This window comes from Sphingobacterium sp. UBA5789, assembly GCF_002418355.1.
Classification (GTDB): Bacteria; Bacteroidota; Bacteroidia; order Sphingobacteriales; family Sphingobacteriaceae; genus Sphingobacterium.
Genome location: NZ_DIDX01000004.1, coordinates 1,121,619 through 1,136,346 on the forward strand (window position 1 = coordinate 1,121,619; position 14,728 = coordinate 1,136,346).

15 protein-coding genes are annotated in these 14,728 nt (G+C 38.4%); 7 read left to right on the plus strand and 8 right to left on the minus strand.

The genetic code is table 11. From position 1 onward, the window contains the following. Positions 1-34 precede the first annotated feature (34 nt). Positions 35-907 (plus strand): aminoglycoside 6-adenylyltransferase, encoded by an 873-nt coding sequence (locus B4B65_RS14240; protein WP_293916237.1) that lies wholly within the window; start codon positions 35-37, stop codon positions 905-907. Between the two features lie 45 nt (positions 908-952). Then, positions 953-1,939 carry a hypothetical protein gene (locus B4B65_RS14245; RefSeq protein WP_293916238.1) on the plus strand — a complete coding sequence of 329 codons (987 nt, stop codon included), beginning with the start codon at positions 953-955 and terminating at the stop codon, positions 1,937-1,939. 74 nt (positions 1,940-2,013) lie between these two features. Here the strand turns inward: B4B65_RS14245 and B4B65_RS14250 are convergent, their stop codons facing one another. After that, complete coding sequence (locus B4B65_RS14250) at positions 2,014-2,976, minus strand: bifunctional helix-turn-helix transcriptional regulator/GNAT family N-acetyltransferase (RefSeq protein ID WP_201679672.1); 963 nt, start codon at positions 2,974-2,976, stop codon at positions 2,014-2,016. A 475-nt stretch (positions 2,977-3,451) separates the two neighbouring features. On the opposite strand from B4B65_RS14250, the gene B4B65_RS14255 reads away from it, so the two are divergent. From B4B65_RS14255 to B4B65_RS14265, 3 genes are all read left to right on the plus strand, one after another. After that, a complete protein-coding gene (locus B4B65_RS14255) occupies positions 3,452-5,419 on the plus strand; it encodes an endonuclease/exonuclease/phosphatase family protein (protein ID WP_293916239.1) in 1,968 nt (655 codons plus the stop codon). A gap of 189 nt (positions 5,420-5,608) precedes the next feature. After that, complete coding sequence (locus B4B65_RS14260) at positions 5,609-6,067, plus strand: MaoC family dehydratase (RefSeq protein WP_293916240.1); 459 nt, start codon at positions 5,609-5,611, stop codon at positions 6,065-6,067. A 73-nt stretch (positions 6,068-6,140) separates the two neighbouring features. Then, positions 6,141-7,268, plus strand: coding sequence for a glycoside hydrolase family protein (locus B4B65_RS14265; RefSeq protein WP_293916241.1), 1,128 nt, complete (start codon positions 6,141-6,143; stop codon positions 7,266-7,268). Here B4B65_RS14265 and B4B65_RS14270 read toward each other — a convergent pair. Continuing rightward, entirely contained in the window at positions 7,265-7,576 is a 312-nt protein-coding gene (locus B4B65_RS14270; protein WP_293916242.1) for an RNA polymerase alpha subunit C-terminal domain-containing protein, read from the minus strand. The two genes, B4B65_RS14265 and B4B65_RS14270, sit on opposite strands and share 4 nt — an antisense overlap. A 267-nt stretch (positions 7,577-7,843) precedes the next feature. On the opposite strand from B4B65_RS14270, the gene B4B65_RS14275 reads away from it, so the two are divergent. Further along, positions 7,844-8,269, plus strand: a complete 426-nt coding sequence (locus B4B65_RS14275; protein ID WP_293916243.1) for a hypothetical protein — start codon at positions 7,844-7,846, stop codon at positions 8,267-8,269. Positions 8,270-8,365: 96 nt separating this feature from the next. Here the strand turns inward: B4B65_RS14275 and B4B65_RS14280 are convergent, their stop codons facing one another. Genes B4B65_RS14280 through B4B65_RS14290 form a run of 3 tightly spaced genes read right to left on the minus strand, consistent with a single transcriptional unit; the run spans position 8,366 to position 9,817 of the window. Next, positions 8,366-8,791, minus strand: coding sequence for a lipocalin family protein (locus B4B65_RS14280; RefSeq protein WP_293916244.1), 426 nt, complete (start codon positions 8,789-8,791; stop codon positions 8,366-8,368). A gap of 31 nt (positions 8,792-8,822) precedes the next feature. After that, positions 8,823-9,440 (minus strand): hypothetical protein, encoded by a 618-nt coding sequence (locus B4B65_RS14285; RefSeq protein ID WP_293916245.1) that lies wholly within the window; start codon positions 9,438-9,440, stop codon positions 8,823-8,825. A 44-nt stretch (positions 9,441-9,484) separates the two neighbouring features. Beyond that, positions 9,485-9,817 (minus strand): DUF4870 domain-containing protein, encoded by a 333-nt coding sequence (locus tag B4B65_RS14290; RefSeq protein ID WP_293916246.1) that lies wholly within the window; start codon positions 9,815-9,817, stop codon positions 9,485-9,487. 264 nt (positions 9,818-10,081) lie between these two features. Between B4B65_RS14290 and B4B65_RS14295 the strand changes: the two genes are divergently transcribed. Next, on the plus strand, positions 10,082-11,890 hold the full coding sequence (locus tag B4B65_RS14295) for a helix-turn-helix transcriptional regulator (RefSeq protein WP_293916247.1): 1,809 nt from the start codon (positions 10,082-10,084) through the stop codon (positions 11,888-11,890). A gap of 91 nt (positions 11,891-11,981) precedes the next feature. Here the strand turns inward: B4B65_RS14295 and B4B65_RS14300 are convergent, their stop codons facing one another. The 3 genes from B4B65_RS14300 to B4B65_RS14310 all read right to left on the minus strand — a co-directional run bounded on the left by B4B65_RS14300 (position 11,982) and on the right by B4B65_RS14310 (position 14,665). Further along, a complete protein-coding gene (locus tag B4B65_RS14300) occupies positions 11,982-12,470 on the minus strand; it encodes a hypothetical protein (RefSeq protein ID WP_293916248.1) in 489 nt (162 codons plus the stop codon). 62 nt (positions 12,471-12,532) lie between these two features. Beyond that, complete coding sequence (locus B4B65_RS14305) at positions 12,533-12,901, minus strand: response regulator (RefSeq protein WP_201679682.1); 369 nt, start codon at positions 12,899-12,901, stop codon at positions 12,533-12,535. Positions 12,902-12,967: 66 nt separating this feature from the next. After that, positions 12,968-14,665, minus strand: coding sequence for an ATP-binding protein (locus B4B65_RS14310; protein WP_293916249.1), 1,698 nt, complete (start codon positions 14,663-14,665; stop codon positions 12,968-12,970). Positions 14,666-14,728 lie beyond the last annotated feature (63 nt).

A 14,728-nucleotide genomic window follows, 5' to 3' on the forward strand; every position in this document is an offset into this window, starting at 1 on the left:
AACTAAAATCAGGATCAGATTGTTATCAGCAGCAATGAGAACAGCCTCAGAAATACAAAACATGATCGTAGCATTCGGGGAAACGGATTCACGTATCCGCGCTATCCTTTTGAACGGATCAAGAGCAAATCCTGCTGTTAAACCGGACAAATTTCAGGACTATGATATCGTCTTTGTAGTGAACGAAATAGGCAGTTTTACGAAAGATCCTACATGGATTGATATTTTCGGAGAGCGGATTATTATGCAGCTTCCTGATGCGATGACTTACCTTACAGATGATCCCGGGCAGGATTCGGAATCTTTTGCTTACCTGATGCTGTTTACAGATTTCAACCGTATTGACCTTACCTTATTCCCCGTCGGCAAATTGGATTCTTATAAACAGGACAGCCTGACGATCGTTTGGTTAGATAAAGATGGTCTGTTTGTGTGTATTGATGAAAGCAGCGAAAGGAACTATTACATTAACAAACCTGCTGCACAGGAATTTGCGGAAACCTGTAACGAATTCTGGTGGGTCAGTACTTATGTAGTAAAAGGTCTTTACCGGGAGGAAATAACATATGCTAAAGAAGCATTTGACCTGCATATCAGACCCATGTTTATGAATGTCCTTGCATGGAAAATCGGTATGGAACATAATTTTGAAGTTACATTCGGCAAATCTGGAAAATACATGCAACAGTATCTTTCGGAAAAGCATTATCAACGCATTTTAAACACCTATGCGAATCATAATATAGAAGAAAACTGGAAAGCACTATTTACAATAACAGAGCTTTTTGCAGAGTTTTCGATGGAAGTAGCGGAAAGATTAGCGTTTCCCATAGATAGCATCCAGCAACAAAACGTCATGAAATATATTCAAACGCAGTATGCATTATTTCAAAAAGAAGAATTGTAAAAACAAAAATTCAGATTATAAAAACATATAAAGCACAGTCAGATCATGATCAAACTTGCAATAAAAGACAGGTTTACACTTCCTGAAAACAGTTACATACTGGACAGACGAAGTATCGTCCTCGATAATGGCACCTTTGTAACACTTGTAGAAGAGCTGGAAGGAGTTACTCTCGTGACATTGGCTAACGGACATATGAGAAAAATAGTAGCCGATTCAAGTGAAGCTTTCGAAAATCATCATAATATGATGCTGTTTGCTTTTAAAGCACAGATTGGCCTGGTGGAAGATCTTTCCAATTTGAAACTATTTAATACTGATCTGGATATTTCTGCTGAAATAAGTATTATGGGCAAGGAACTCTTCGGTGCATATAGCATGTTTGGCCTTACCCCCAGAATAAGTGGAGTGTCTGCTATCGGGCAGATTAAGAATACCTATGCTATTATCTTCTCTGAACCTATTACCTCACAAAACAACAGATATCTGGCATTTCTGCATATTGATTTCGATAAGCAGACAGCCCAGTGGCAACAGGTAATAAGTCTGAATGCGGATGATTACCCTATGGATAGATTTGGTGGATTTGAGGCTGAGGAAATCCCAAAGGAACCTCCCATAATAGGGCATGTTATTTCAATGGATAATAAATTGCTGGCTTTTGCAGAGGGATCAGATACGATGAGTCTTAACAGATATGGAATGGATTTCTACACCTATGGAGAAATAGATTCTTCCGGAAAGCTGATAAACCGGCTTCTGGAACAAAAAGGATTTAAAAGGGATACGAAGAAGCACGGTGTAAGAGGCGTATTCAGTTCTTCACAACAATACCTCATTCTGACTCCGGTATTCAAAAGTGACGAATGGAAAGGGAAACAGAAATTATTTTCAATAAAAGACAACAATCTGCTGGATATTGAGCTTCCCCGCGGATCAAAAGATTTTAAAGTGATTGAACATTTTAACGAAGAATTCTGGCTCACTAACAACAGAAATGAAATACTGTGTTGTAGCCTCATAAGAGAATAGAAATAATCCCGGATAAAAAATGTGTCCCGGATTTACTGTCTTCCGGAACACATTTTTACGTCTCTTTATAAAAATCAGGCATCCTTATCCAAAACCAACGCCATCTGTATATTACATCGCTTATAAGGAGTAGCATGCCCGATGATCTTTTCAAATCCTAATTTGTAATAGAGGTTTATTGCCGGGGTAAGTATGGTATTGCTTTCCAGATAAATTTTGGCAGCCCCCAGACTTCTGGCTGTTTTAACAATTTCCTGTCCCAGCAATAAACCAATATTTTTACCCTGTGCAGCCGGTGAAACAGCCATTTTTGCCATTTCATAATCATACTCCGCATCATTCATCTTGATCAATGCGCATACACCAAGAGGCTCCCCGTTGTAAAGCGCAACAAATATAGCTCCTCCTTTGTCCAGAATGTATTCCTGTGGATTGTCCAACGCTTTATAATCGGCTTCTTCCATTTCAAAATAAGTGGAAATCCAGTCCTCATTGAGAGACCTAAAAACAGACTGGTACTTCGGCTCATACCTTACAATCTGTACCGCTTTACTCTCCCGTATTTTGCGCTGTTCCTGAACCCGTCTCAATAAAGATTTCTGCTCTAATAATACTTCCCACTCCTCAATAGCAGCCCAAAGATCATGTCTGGCTTCATTCATTACACTTTCTACAGCTGCTTCCACATCCTGACATTGCACACGGATCTTTTCAGAAAGTTCTTTTCCCTTTTCGGTCAGTCCCACCACATTACGGCGTTTATCGTCCGAATCCAGATTGTCCGCAATTAGTCCTGCAGTTCCCATTTCACGAATAATTTTGGTAACTGAAGGTTGAGAATGCCCGATTTCAGAAGCAATTTCAGAAATAGTCTTTTCCCCCTCTTCCGCGAGCATAAAAAATACAGGAAACCACTTTGGCGAAAATTCCATATCATAAAGTTCATACACCTTAGCGGCGTCTTCCGTTACTTTAGCGGTCAGCAATCGAAGTCTGCTTCCTAAAGCCATCTTTCCCGTTTTATTAAAAAATTCCATAGTAAAATCTTTGAACGTCAATTGAATCATCAAATTTCCAAATCACATCGTCAACAAAGTAGCTAACTACATAACTGGTTATGTAAAATTAAAACTTTATGTTTTTTTTCCAAATAATTTTTAAAAATTATACTAACCTCCGCTGAAATTTTCTTTTGGCCACGCTAATCTGTAACATTTTAAATACTTCCTTACAACATGATGTACCTCAAAAATTCAAAAAAAATATAGAGTCAATCGGTTGATTGGATATAGGACTGACATTATCCTATCCTTACTCTTCTTTCTGCCAGAGGAAGTATACATAGATAATCGTCGTCAATACGCTATATTTGAAATACAGCTTTACTGACCTTAGCATGTTTTATGAGATATACATGTTATGAAATAACCGTTTACTAAATATCATTGATCTTCTATGGTTCTGAAATTCAATCTGCTGATTCTTATAGTTCTATGTTATACCCTTCATAGTGTGGCACAAAAGTCTAATCTGGCTCTACATATGGATGGCAAGGACAATGATGTAAGGACAGGAATAGGAATTATATCCGGCGAATGGACATTAGAGGCCTGGATAAAAGGAAATGACACCAACTGGAAACCGTATGAGGCTATTATAGGCGGTGGAGAATACAGCGAGCTCAATATCTGTGATAACATGCCTTTGGTAATAAAAGATGGCTATCTCTATACTAAAGGTGCTCAGCTGCGTGCTTCTGTCAAGATGGATGATAACTGGCATCATGTGGCTGCTTCCTGTAATGGCCGGACAACTGTATTATATCTGGATGGCAAAGAAGTGGGCAGAAAAGATACCGCAACAGCTATCCTTCCCGGAGCCATAGGGCTCAATGAAAAAGAACACTGCTTCGGCGGATTAATAGATGAGGTGAGAATATGGTCAAAGGCTATTCCTGTATCCGATATAAACAAATGGAAAAATAAACCTGTTACCTCTGCGCACCCTTATTTTTCATCTTTAACAGGGTATTACAACTTTGATGATTTTAAGGATGTTATGTCTGTCAACTGGGTCGGTAAAGGTGCTATAGCTTATCATCTGCGAAATGGCCGAAGTGACTACTATGGTCATCTGCCCATGGCTTATGCTGTAGAAAATACCAATTCTTCATTTCAGAACTTTGAGGGGAAGCAACAGCTTTTCAATGCCGTCGTTATCCAAAATGAATGGGATCTTGAGCAAGGAACAAAGGAAGGACAGGCACTGAAAATCAGAGTAATTGCTCAGGGAGATAAAGAAGCACTGACACTGGATGAGATCAGGCTCCGGCTAAACGAACAGACTAGTACAACAGACATCTGCAATATTCGGATTTACTATACGGGGCAGTATCCCCGTTCCTCTGTCAGGGAACCTCTTTTTGAACAGCCGGTAAAACCTGCAAAGGAAATGGTATTCCGCAATAATAGAAACAGTAAAAAATTTCATTTACGACCGGGTGTTAACTATTTCCTTATCACCTTCGACATTCATGAAGATGCACATGTTGGTCATAAACTACGGGCAACAGTACCCGAGTTTAAACTTTCAGGAAAGACATACATACCAGAGGAAGAGACTAGTGAAGTATGGCAGCATGTTACACCCAAAATGAATAATAATCTGTTCAGCGTATTACAATGGAATATCTGGCATGGTGGTGTACATCTGGGGAAGGAAGCCGGAAGAGCCAGAATAACAGATCTTATTCGCCGTTCCAAAGCGGATATCATTACGATGCAGGAAGGATATTCGGCGCAGGACAGTATCGCTCAGGTATTAGGTTTTTATCTGCAAACTAAATCTTCTAAAGATAATCTTGCTTTACTGAGCAGATATCCTGTTCAAAGTATAAAATCCAGCGAACCGTTCAAATCGAATCCTGCCAGAGTAGATTTGCCAAACGGCAGACATATACTTATCAATGACTGCTGGTTGAGATATGCCTACAGGCCCGAGTATACCTGTACTTATCAAAATACGGGAATGGATACCCAAACCTGGGTAGCTGAAGACGCTGAACTTGCTCTTACAGACATTCGCAATCTGATAGAAAAAGATGTCAATCCATATCTGGAATCTCCGGATATGCCTGTTATTATTGCAGGAGATTTTAATTCATTTAGTCATCTGGACTGGACCGAACGAGCCAGATCCCTGCACTATGGCTATGGTCCGGTTGCCTTTCCAGCATCAAAATTTATGTATGCAAAAGGTTTTAAAGATTCTTTCAGAGAGTTAAATCCCGATGAAATGACACATCAGGGAGGTACTTTTGCTCCTATATACGGACAGTTGCAGAATGCCCGCATAGATTTTATCTACTATAAAGGCGGGATAAAAGCTATTTCTTCCAAAATTGTCAGGACCAGTCCTGATATTGATGATGTATGGGCATCCGATCATGCAGCTGTGCTGACTATTTTTGCGGTCGAATGATAATAAATTACAGATTGACTATTATAAAAAGAAATTTAGTACATTTAGAAAGACTTAACGACAAAGGATAATTCCGGCTTCATATTAAACAAATATGCGGATTAGAGGTTATCCAGGTAATAAGTAATTCAACCGGCATACCGGAAAAAAAAGGATCTTCATTAACACTTAAAATATTGATTTATAACTATGCTGATAATTAACAATTTCGAAGAATACAAATCATACGAAGGGAAAGAGCTTGGCGTTTCGGATTGGCACATTATTGATCAGGAACAAATCAACAGATTTGCAGATGCAACACTGGATCATCAATGGATACATATAGATTCCAAAAAAGCAGAAACTGACAGTCCTTTTAAAACAACGATTGCACATGGCTATCTGACATTGTCATTAATTCCTTACCTGTGGAAGCAGATTGCAGATGTCCGCAATATTAAGATGGAAGTAAATTATGGCATAGAACAGCTTAGATTCGGACAGGCTGTTACTGTTGACAGTGCGGTACAGTTAAAAGCAAAGTTAATATCAGCAGTTAATCTGCGAGGCGTAACCAAAGTAACTATTGAAGCCACGTTAAATATCAAAGATCAGGCTAAACCTGCATATGTCGGTAATGTGATATTTTTATATCACTTTATATAGAATAAAGCTATACCGTATATGCTTTATGCTTATACGGTATTTACTATAACCTAACCAAAAACACCTTAACCTTATGTACAACTCCCCCAAAGGAATGTTGCGTATTATTGTTGCCATCAGCCTGAGCTTTGTACTCTATATGCATATCGGCACAGTATCTGCCCAACAAACCAATCCGTTTTTCGGACACATTGGTAAAGTAAAATACAATTCCGGATTTTCTATGGACGATTACTGGGTCTGGTGTGGTTCAGTTATCAAAGATGAAAAAGGTACCTATCATATGTTCGCATCCCGCTGGCCAAAAAAATTTCCTTTCCATCCGACCTGGATGGTAGCCTCCGAAATTGTAAGGGCAGAATCGCCCACACCTGAAGGACCATATACATTTAAAGAAGTGGTACTTCCGGCCAGAGGTGCCCAGTATTGGGACGGACGTTCTACACACAATCCCAGTATCAGCAAATACGGAAACAAGTATGTCTTATTTTATATGGGATCTACCCATCCTTTTGACGATCCAAAAGATGCTTCGCAACTTTCCCTTAATTCGGTATATGCGACAGTAGGACGCTCTAATAAACGTATAGGAGTAGCGATTGCAGATGCTGTAACAGGTCCCTGGAAACGATTGGATAAGCCAATTCTGGATAGCAAACCGAATACTTTCTACAGTTTCCTGACTTCCAATCCGGCTCCGCTGATCAGAAAAGACGGATCCGTACTGATGGTATTTAAAGGAAGAGCCTATGGCAAGAAATATCCCTATCAGTCCTCACAAAAAATTGGCATAGCCTATGCCAAATCCATACAAGACACCTTTACAGTCCTAAATAATGATTTACCGCTGTTTGCTGATGCTTCCTATAGTGAATTTGAAGATCCTTTTCTTTGGGAGGATACGGAAGGTCTGCATCTCCTGATGAAAGATATGACCAGCAAGATGACAGGTGAACATCATGCCGGAGTGCTGTTTCACTCCAAAGACGGACTGAAATGGACTATAGATAAACAACCTAAAGCCTATTCCCGGTTATTGCAATTTGAAGATGGAAAAGAAATTACAATGGGACAACTCGAAAGACCATTTGTCCTTTTTGAAAAAGGCAAACCTGTTTGCATGTTCTTTGCTACGATGGACGGGAAAGGTGGATTTGAAAATGGCACAAAATCCTGGAACATTGCTATTCCGGTAAATTAACCTTTTTGTACAGGCTGTTCGGGTTTAAAGGACAGCCCCTCCTCTTTCAACAATTTTTCTAATATCGGAATAGATGCTTTTCCGATTCCGTGCAGATTCAGAATTTCTTTTTTAGAGTTTCCGCTGAGTTTTTCCAGAGTATCTATACCGTGATGTAAAAGGGAATTTCTCGCCGGACTACTCAGATACGCCAGAAAACCCGTTACAGGCTCTTTCTCTTTTTCACAGAGAGGGCATGTAGGACATGTACTGCTTTTATAAAACGTATGCCCTTTTGTACATAAACGTAATGTTTTGCCGGTAGTCATAGCTTTTTATTATCGTATTTTACACCCTTCTTTATTGCCTTTAATCCGGGCATGTATATTCATACAAATATATAGCGATTCCTTTTATATATAATACCGGTTATATGATTTAGACTTAAGCCACCTGTAATTTTCACCGACAGAAGCCCCGTTTTTGCCGAGTTTTTAGCTGCATTGATCTAATCTCTATTCCCCTGCGGCATATTCTACCCTACTTTTGATTCAAACAATAACACATAACAACAAAAACTAAAGAAACTAAATAACATGAAAAACGCAATCAAATCCATCGCAACTGCTCTGATCCTGGTTACTTCTCTAAGTGCTTTCGCAGGTGAAAACACAAACCCGGTAAAAGATAATTCGGTAAGTACTGTCAAATCATTTCTGGAAGCAACCACATTAGGCAACCTTAACTTCAACAATCAGCTATTCGCTAAAGACTTTGAATACTATACGGCAAGTAAGCCCAATGAAAAATTTAACAAAAACCAATACACTGAGTTCCTGAAAAACACCAAAGGATTGCAATACGACTGTATCACCTCATACCAGGTACTGGATGAAAACAGTGATATCTGTGTAGCAAAAGCAACAATGGCTTTTAAGAACTTCACTCGTGTAGACTACATAACCCTTACCCGCAGTCAGGATGTCTGGAAAGTGAGTAAAGTGGTAACCACATACCCCTAAAAACTTGGGTATTTTTGTTTCAACCTAAAGCCTGCGTGGAGACGCGGGCTTTTCTATTTTATAAAAAACTCAAATACAACATGAATTAATCTATACCTAACGTGTCAAATAATACGTTTGTGTATAGGTTGTACCATCTGCAGTTGCAGTGTTTCTAAACGTCAGCTTGTTACCTGTCAACTCGATAATACTGGTCGGATATCCCCATAAGATGAGAATATTATTGGCCTTAATTTCGTATACAAATTCTTCTTCTCCTTCCGCATTTGTTTTTCCCTTGTCATTGGCAAAAAATTCGAAGTAGACATTTTTAGGATCATTATCTATGATTTTGGGTGGTTCATCACCCTTTTTTGTTTCTTCAATAAAATCTACCAGATTCCAACGGCCAATAACTTTTTGTTTTATCTCCTGAATAGCTTTACTTTCTTCATCAGCCGGGCTGCTTTTTTTGCAACCTGCAGCGCATATCAAGGCAATAGTTAACAGTATTACTGTTGTCCATGATTTATTTGTTTTCATCTGTTTATTTTTTAGATAGCGTATTTGACACTTACTCCACAAGGTATTTTAATGAGAGGTAGTAATAACGATCTTCCTTTGGCTGGTAATAAACGGTTTCTTCCACTTCATCGTTGGATGTTGAATAATCAATAATCGTCTGTAGAGCACCTAATTTTTTACCCAATGCTATAGCTAGTTTTTCAGCACGCCCTTTTCCATCTGCAACAGCTGCCGCAATTATTTTAGAAAAATCTTTTGCCGGCAGATACGTCACACGGCGCGCCATAATAGATACCGTACCTGTTTTATCAATGATTAAGTTATTAAATTTCACTACTTCTTCCGGATCGGATGTCTGAAAACTATAAAAGCTGCCACCTGCACCATATTGTGTCAGTGCATAAGTGAGTTTATCCTCTGTAAACCGGGAAGAATCAAAACCTGCTGCTTTAGCTCTGTCAAAAAATACTTTCTTTATATCTTCCAGACTTCTTTTTTCCTCCGAGTAAGACAACTCTTCAGTTATCAGTATATCCAGTATATATGTCTTAATTGTTTTTTCAACTTTAGCCATACCTCTTACTTCTATACAAGCTTTTTCTGTACTTTGGCCAAAAACTTCACATATTGTTGTAAAGCACAACATTACTATTATTACATACTTCATATCCAATTCATTTAGTAGGTGTAAAAAATTATAAAACACTTCATTTAGGCTAAAAAGCCGAATTTTTTCTCAAAAAAGCCACCAATTACAGGTACCGGTTTTGTAACCTCGTTTGATGCATTGATCATCCCCAATACCAATAAAATAAGTGGAATAAGCGTAAATAAAGAAAAGACAATTGACAAGGTTGGTAGTAAAGAAGTTAAGATACCTGCTATAATGGAAATGATAATACTAAAAACAAACACGCCCAGACTCTGCTCCAGATGATAAGTCACATACGTACTTTTATCCGTTTGCTTTTTATAGGAGAAATAAGCCATCAACCAACCAATGATGGTAATGTAAGATACAATTGCTAAAGTTTTGTTGTTCATAAAATAAAATTTTAGAATTAGTGGAATTAAATTACTTCTTACAAAGATGCTGTCCAATAGCTGTATTTATGAAAAATAAGACATCTACAAAGTCTCTACAGAAAAACAAAAAGTGCCCATAAAACATCTACAAACCTGTTTTTCCCGTTAAGCCATCTAGTTGAAAAGAGCTAAAATGGTCATAATTCTAACTTCAAATTGTATTTTTGTTATGGTCAGGTCAGAATTCACACTTAATACATTGTAGGCCCTATGAAGCATTATATGAGACTGGTAATTATAGTATTTGTGCTCTTTGCAGGCATAAAAACGGTATGGTCGCAATCTGTTATTGAAGATTCATTAAAAACATTGCTTCGCAATCCGCAACTCAGCCCAGAAAAAAAGACAATGGCACTTTCTCATCTCGGCCGGATTAGTTACGAAACAGATATGCCATTTGCTTTAAGTATTACGAACGAAGCGCTGCAACTTGGTAATAAGCTTACTGATGGTCAGTACAGTGCTTTTGCACTCGCTACACTGACTTATCTGAACGTACAGCGGGACAGTCTTGTATTGGCTCAAAAAAATATTGACAGAGCATTAACATATACCGCAAAATCTTCAAACAAGGTTATTAATGGTTATATATGGCTAAGAAAAGGCTGGCTGGAATATATTGTAAATAATACCACCAAAGCAACTGCTAGCTTATTTCGTACACTTCAATTGCTGGAAGGACAGCACGCATATGCCTACGAGAGTTTAGCTTATCATTATCTGGCAAGTATTTATGCTGACCTGAAAGATGTAAAAAATTTAAAAAAATATACCCATCTTAGTCTCAATTCAGCTTATCATTCAGCAGACCCTGACATTATTTGTAACGCTTATTTGGCCACAGGTTCATCATTTTTACAAGACTTCAGAAAGGAACCAACACAAAAGATATTGCTCGATTCAGCCATTTTCTACAACCGACAGCTCTTATCACTCTCTCAATCGCAACCAAAGCGCATTATCAATCATATTAATACTGCTGCTGCAGCCTTAAACATGGCCAATATTTACTGGGAATTTTACCCAAAGCACTATAAAGACAGTGCCGAAAGGTATATTAATCTGGCTTTGACAATTGCGCGAAAGACAAAACATGAGGAAATTATTGCAAATTGTTATGGTATATTAAGCGAATATGCCATAGCTGAAGGCAATTATGCGGAAGCAGAGCGATTGTTTCATATGGGTTTTGCTGAAGTAGCACAAGATCCGGGTAGCAGAAAGCAAGTAATGGCTTCCATGATGAAAGGACTGGCCAATGTAGCGGAAAAAAGTGGAAATTCTGTAAAAGCATTGGGCTACTATAAACAATATATGACCTACGAACGGGAAGCATACGATGCCGGGAGATTGGTTGAAGCACAGCGGCTGGAAGTACAGTATGAAGCTGAAAAAAGAGAAAAAGAACTGGAAACCTTAAAGGAACGTGCTACTTTTAACCAAAAACTCAATTTTATTTCAGCCGGATTGATCTTAGCCGGTATACTTGCACTTATATTTCTTTTTCGTTCTTATCATTTCCGTTTAAAATCTTCCATTCAGCAGCAAAAACTACGGGCTGAGGAGACTGCACGCCTTAAGGCCGAACAAGAGTTATTACAGGAAAGGGAAGACAGATTGCAAAAAGAACTGCTGGCCGGCAATTTACAGGTCGAGCAAAAGAATGAACTTTTACAGGCTATGCGGGATAAATTAGCGGCTCCCTCTGAAAATGATATGCTCAAAAATCAGATGGAGCGTATATTAAAAGAGGATCAGCGGCTGAATGAAGATTTCGAACATACTAAAGCCAGTCTGACAAATATACCGCCTGAATTTTTCAACCGTCTGCAGCAACTGGCTGATAATAAGCTTACCCGATTAGATCTGAAGCACTGTTCATATATTTTAATGGGCTTCTCCAATAAAGAAATTGCCAATCGTCTGGGCGTAGATCCAAAAAGCATTTTTATGGCTCGTTACCGCATAAAACAAAAACTAAATCTGGCAAAAGAAGATAGTCTGGACCTCTTAATACAAAGGATAAGCTAAATTTTGGGAGACTGTCAAGACATAAAGAAACTGTCTTTTGCATTGACAAAATTTGGATTACTATTTCAGAAATATAGAAAATACGACCTCTTTAAAAGTCCTTATCATAGGTTCGGTTCCAATGCTTATTTCTATCCATTGGTGTCGATTTCACTTTATACTCCAGTCGGAGTCCGTTAATGCGTCTTTGTTTGAGACGTTTATTCACTTCGTCTATATATGCTATTTTAGCGATTTTGTACAATCCGTAAGCTGTTCCTTCAAATCCTTCATTAGCGATATCATCACCCACCAGTTCCAGATTAAAAAAGCAATTCAGATAGTCTTTCCAAAAGAAGATCGGATTATCATGATTATCCTTATAGCTTTCTTCCGGATAGCACATTTCATCATCAATTTCAAAATAATCGGCCAGCATCTGATTGGTTTGTGCGACAAAGTCTTTGGCTACGGCGTCATCTTTAAAAGGAACAAAGGAAATAATATCACCTTCCTCCAGCGTATCAAACATCGAATGGTTATTGAAGCAATGAATCATTTCCGGTAATAATTCGACCACATCATTGTACATTTTCTTCATAATGCAAACATACGAACAATATAAGGGATGCGAAACATTACCCTTTAACTTTAGCGGGGAATTTAATTAGCCAGTTTCTCGATCGTTTCGATCAGTTCCTGCAGTTCAAATGGTTTTTCGAGAAAAGCGTCTGCTCCGCTTTCTATTGCGGATGCTTTAATATCCTTACTTGCAGAAATCATTAAAACCGGTATTTTGGATGTTTGGGGGTCATTTTTTATGATTCTGCAGATATCACGGCCATCTATTCCGGCCATCCAGATATCCATAATAACCAAATCCGGACTGGAGGTAGAAGTCACCACCTGGGGCACTATAGATCCATCCAATGTGGAATCTACATTGTATCCCATCATTTCCAACAACATCGTAGTGGAATCTACGATTCCAGCATCGTCATCTGCCAATAAAATTCGTTTCACTTTTCTCATGATTTAAAAACAATTCAATAACTACGCCAAAAGTAAAATTAAGATTATCATTTGATTAATATTATATTACTCAGGAAGTACTACAGGAATTGTAAATTGAAAGACAGAACCTGATCCTATCTCACTCTCTGCCCAGATAAGGCCATTGTGACGTTTGATTATTTCTGCACACAGATACAAACCGATACCAAATCCGGATATTGTTTTTGTTTCTTTATTCTCGATACGATAAAATCTGTTAAACAGGCGATCCAGTTCTTCCTGCTGAATACCCATCCCCTTGTCTTCTACACTTACGAGAAGCTGACCGGAATTCAACACACTCTTCAATGTAATTTCTTTACTTTGAGGCGCATATTTAATCGCATTACTCAGCAAATTACTGACAACCTGACCAACCTTATCACGATCCGCATAAAGCAAAATAGAACCTGTAGGTACAAACTGAATATGATGTGTATTATGCGTCAGCAAAACATCCGATATGATCTCACTGATCAACTCGTTAACATCAAAAGATTGTTTTTCCAGGTACAGATTACCATCCTCAAACCGGGAAACATTTAAAAATCCGCTGATCATACTGTTCATTTTGGAAACCTGACTTTTTGAGCGATCTAAAATCCCTGTAAGACGGTCATCTTCATGATTTTTCAATATCATCTGTAAAATCTGTACATACCCCATGAGTGAGGTAAGTGGTGTTTTGAGTTCGTGACTCACAATTGAAATAAAGTCATTTTTCAATTGTTCCTCACTTTTCTGCTTACTGATATCCATTACTACCCCGGTGAAGAATAATCCTTCACTGCTGACATCGCCTATCAATCTTCCAACAGCCCTGAGCCAACGAATTTTCTGATCATGAAAACCTTTTACAGTATACGACAGATCATACCCATTTCCTTCGGCTATAGCCGTCTCTATAGAACTGGTTACCCAATCCCGGTATTCATCTGTGACTTGCCCGAGACAATCACTCAATGACACCTGCTGCTCTGGATAAAATCCAAATAGTTCTTTCAGGCGTATAGAAGCCACTAGTTCTCTTGTTTCTACATTGACACTCCAGGTGCCAAAATTTGCCGCTTCTATAGCCAGCCGTAACATCATTTCCGAATGCTCAAACTGACGTTGCGATAACAGAAGTTCACTGTTAATCTCAATAAGTTTTTCATTTACATCTCTGGAATACTCATTCGACTGACTAAGTTCTAAATTAATCGCACGGTGTTCTCTGGATAAGGTCGTCAGCTCTTTGTTGGCCTGTTTAAGTTCTTTATTTGCCTGCTTAAATTCACTGTTGACATTTTTTAGTTCTTTATTAATCTCCTGCTGTAGCTTTTCCTGACTTTCTACAAGTTTCCAGGCAGCCATCCGGTCACTCACTTCAGTAGCTGTGTGCAGAATAGCATAGGTACGACCGGTCTCATCTGTTAAGGCGCGATAAATAAAGTCAAAGTAATAGGTTTGAAACTGTCCGTCTATAAACAATTTGGCGGGTACATCTTTAGCTTCATATGTATTTCCGCTGTTCCAGACATTTTTCAGAAGATCAATAAAACCCTGTTCTTTCAAACCGAGAACAACCTCTCCCAGTTCCATGCCGATTATGCTTCTATCCTTTCCCCAAAACGTCAACATACTGTCATTTGCAAACTCGATAATCAGATTTTCACTTGTATATATAGCGGTAGCATCCTTTGATAAAATCAGAATATCTAACAATTGCCTGTTGGTAAGTGAAAATGTATTGTCAATCATAGTAATAATGAGGTAAGTCAGTGTTAAACACAAGGGATATGTTATTCCTTATCCTTGTCCTAA

Coding starts and splice junctions, on each gene's coding strand:
- B4B65_RS14295 (WP_293916247.1), top strand. CDS start 10,082: ATGAGACTGGTAATTATAGTATTTGTGCTCTTTGCAGGCATAAAAACG.
- B4B65_RS14275 (WP_293916243.1), top strand. CDS start 7,844: ATGAAAAACGCAATCAAATCCATCGCAACTGCTCTGATCCTGGTTACT.
- B4B65_RS14280 (WP_293916244.1), bottom strand. CDS start 8,791: ATGAAAACAAATAAATCATGGACAACAGTAATACTGTTAACTATTGCC.
- B4B65_RS14285 (WP_293916245.1), bottom strand. CDS start 9,440: ATGAAGTATGTAATAATAGTAATGTTGTGCTTTACAACAATATGTGAA.
- B4B65_RS14245 (WP_293916238.1), top strand. CDS start 953: ATGATCAAACTTGCAATAAAAGACAGGTTTACACTTCCTGAAAACAGT.
- B4B65_RS14290 (WP_293916246.1), bottom strand. CDS start 9,817: ATGAACAACAAAACTTTAGCAATTGTATCTTACATTACCATCATTGGT.
- B4B65_RS14260 (WP_293916240.1), top strand. CDS start 5,609: ATGCTGATAATTAACAATTTCGAAGAATACAAATCATACGAAGGGAAA.
- B4B65_RS14265 (WP_293916241.1), top strand. CDS start 6,141: ATGTACAACTCCCCCAAAGGAATGTTGCGTATTATTGTTGCCATCAGC.
- B4B65_RS14310 (WP_293916249.1), bottom strand. CDS start 14,665: ATGATTGACAATACATTTTCACTTACCAACAGGCAATTGTTAGATATT.
- B4B65_RS14240 (WP_293916237.1), top strand. CDS start 35: ATGAGAACAGCCTCAGAAATACAAAACATGATCGTAGCATTCGGGGAA.
- B4B65_RS14270 (WP_293916242.1), bottom strand. CDS start 7,576: ATGACTACCGGCAAAACATTACGTTTATGTACAAAAGGGCATACGTTT.
- B4B65_RS14250 (WP_201679672.1), bottom strand. CDS start 2,976: ATGGAATTTTTTAATAAAACGGGAAAGATGGCTTTAGGAAGCAGACTT.
- B4B65_RS14300 (WP_293916248.1), bottom strand. CDS start 12,470: ATGAAGAAAATGTACAATGATGTGGTCGAATTATTACCGGAAATGATT.
- B4B65_RS14305 (WP_201679682.1), bottom strand. CDS start 12,901: ATGAGAAAAGTGAAACGAATTTTATTGGCAGATGACGATGCTGGAATC.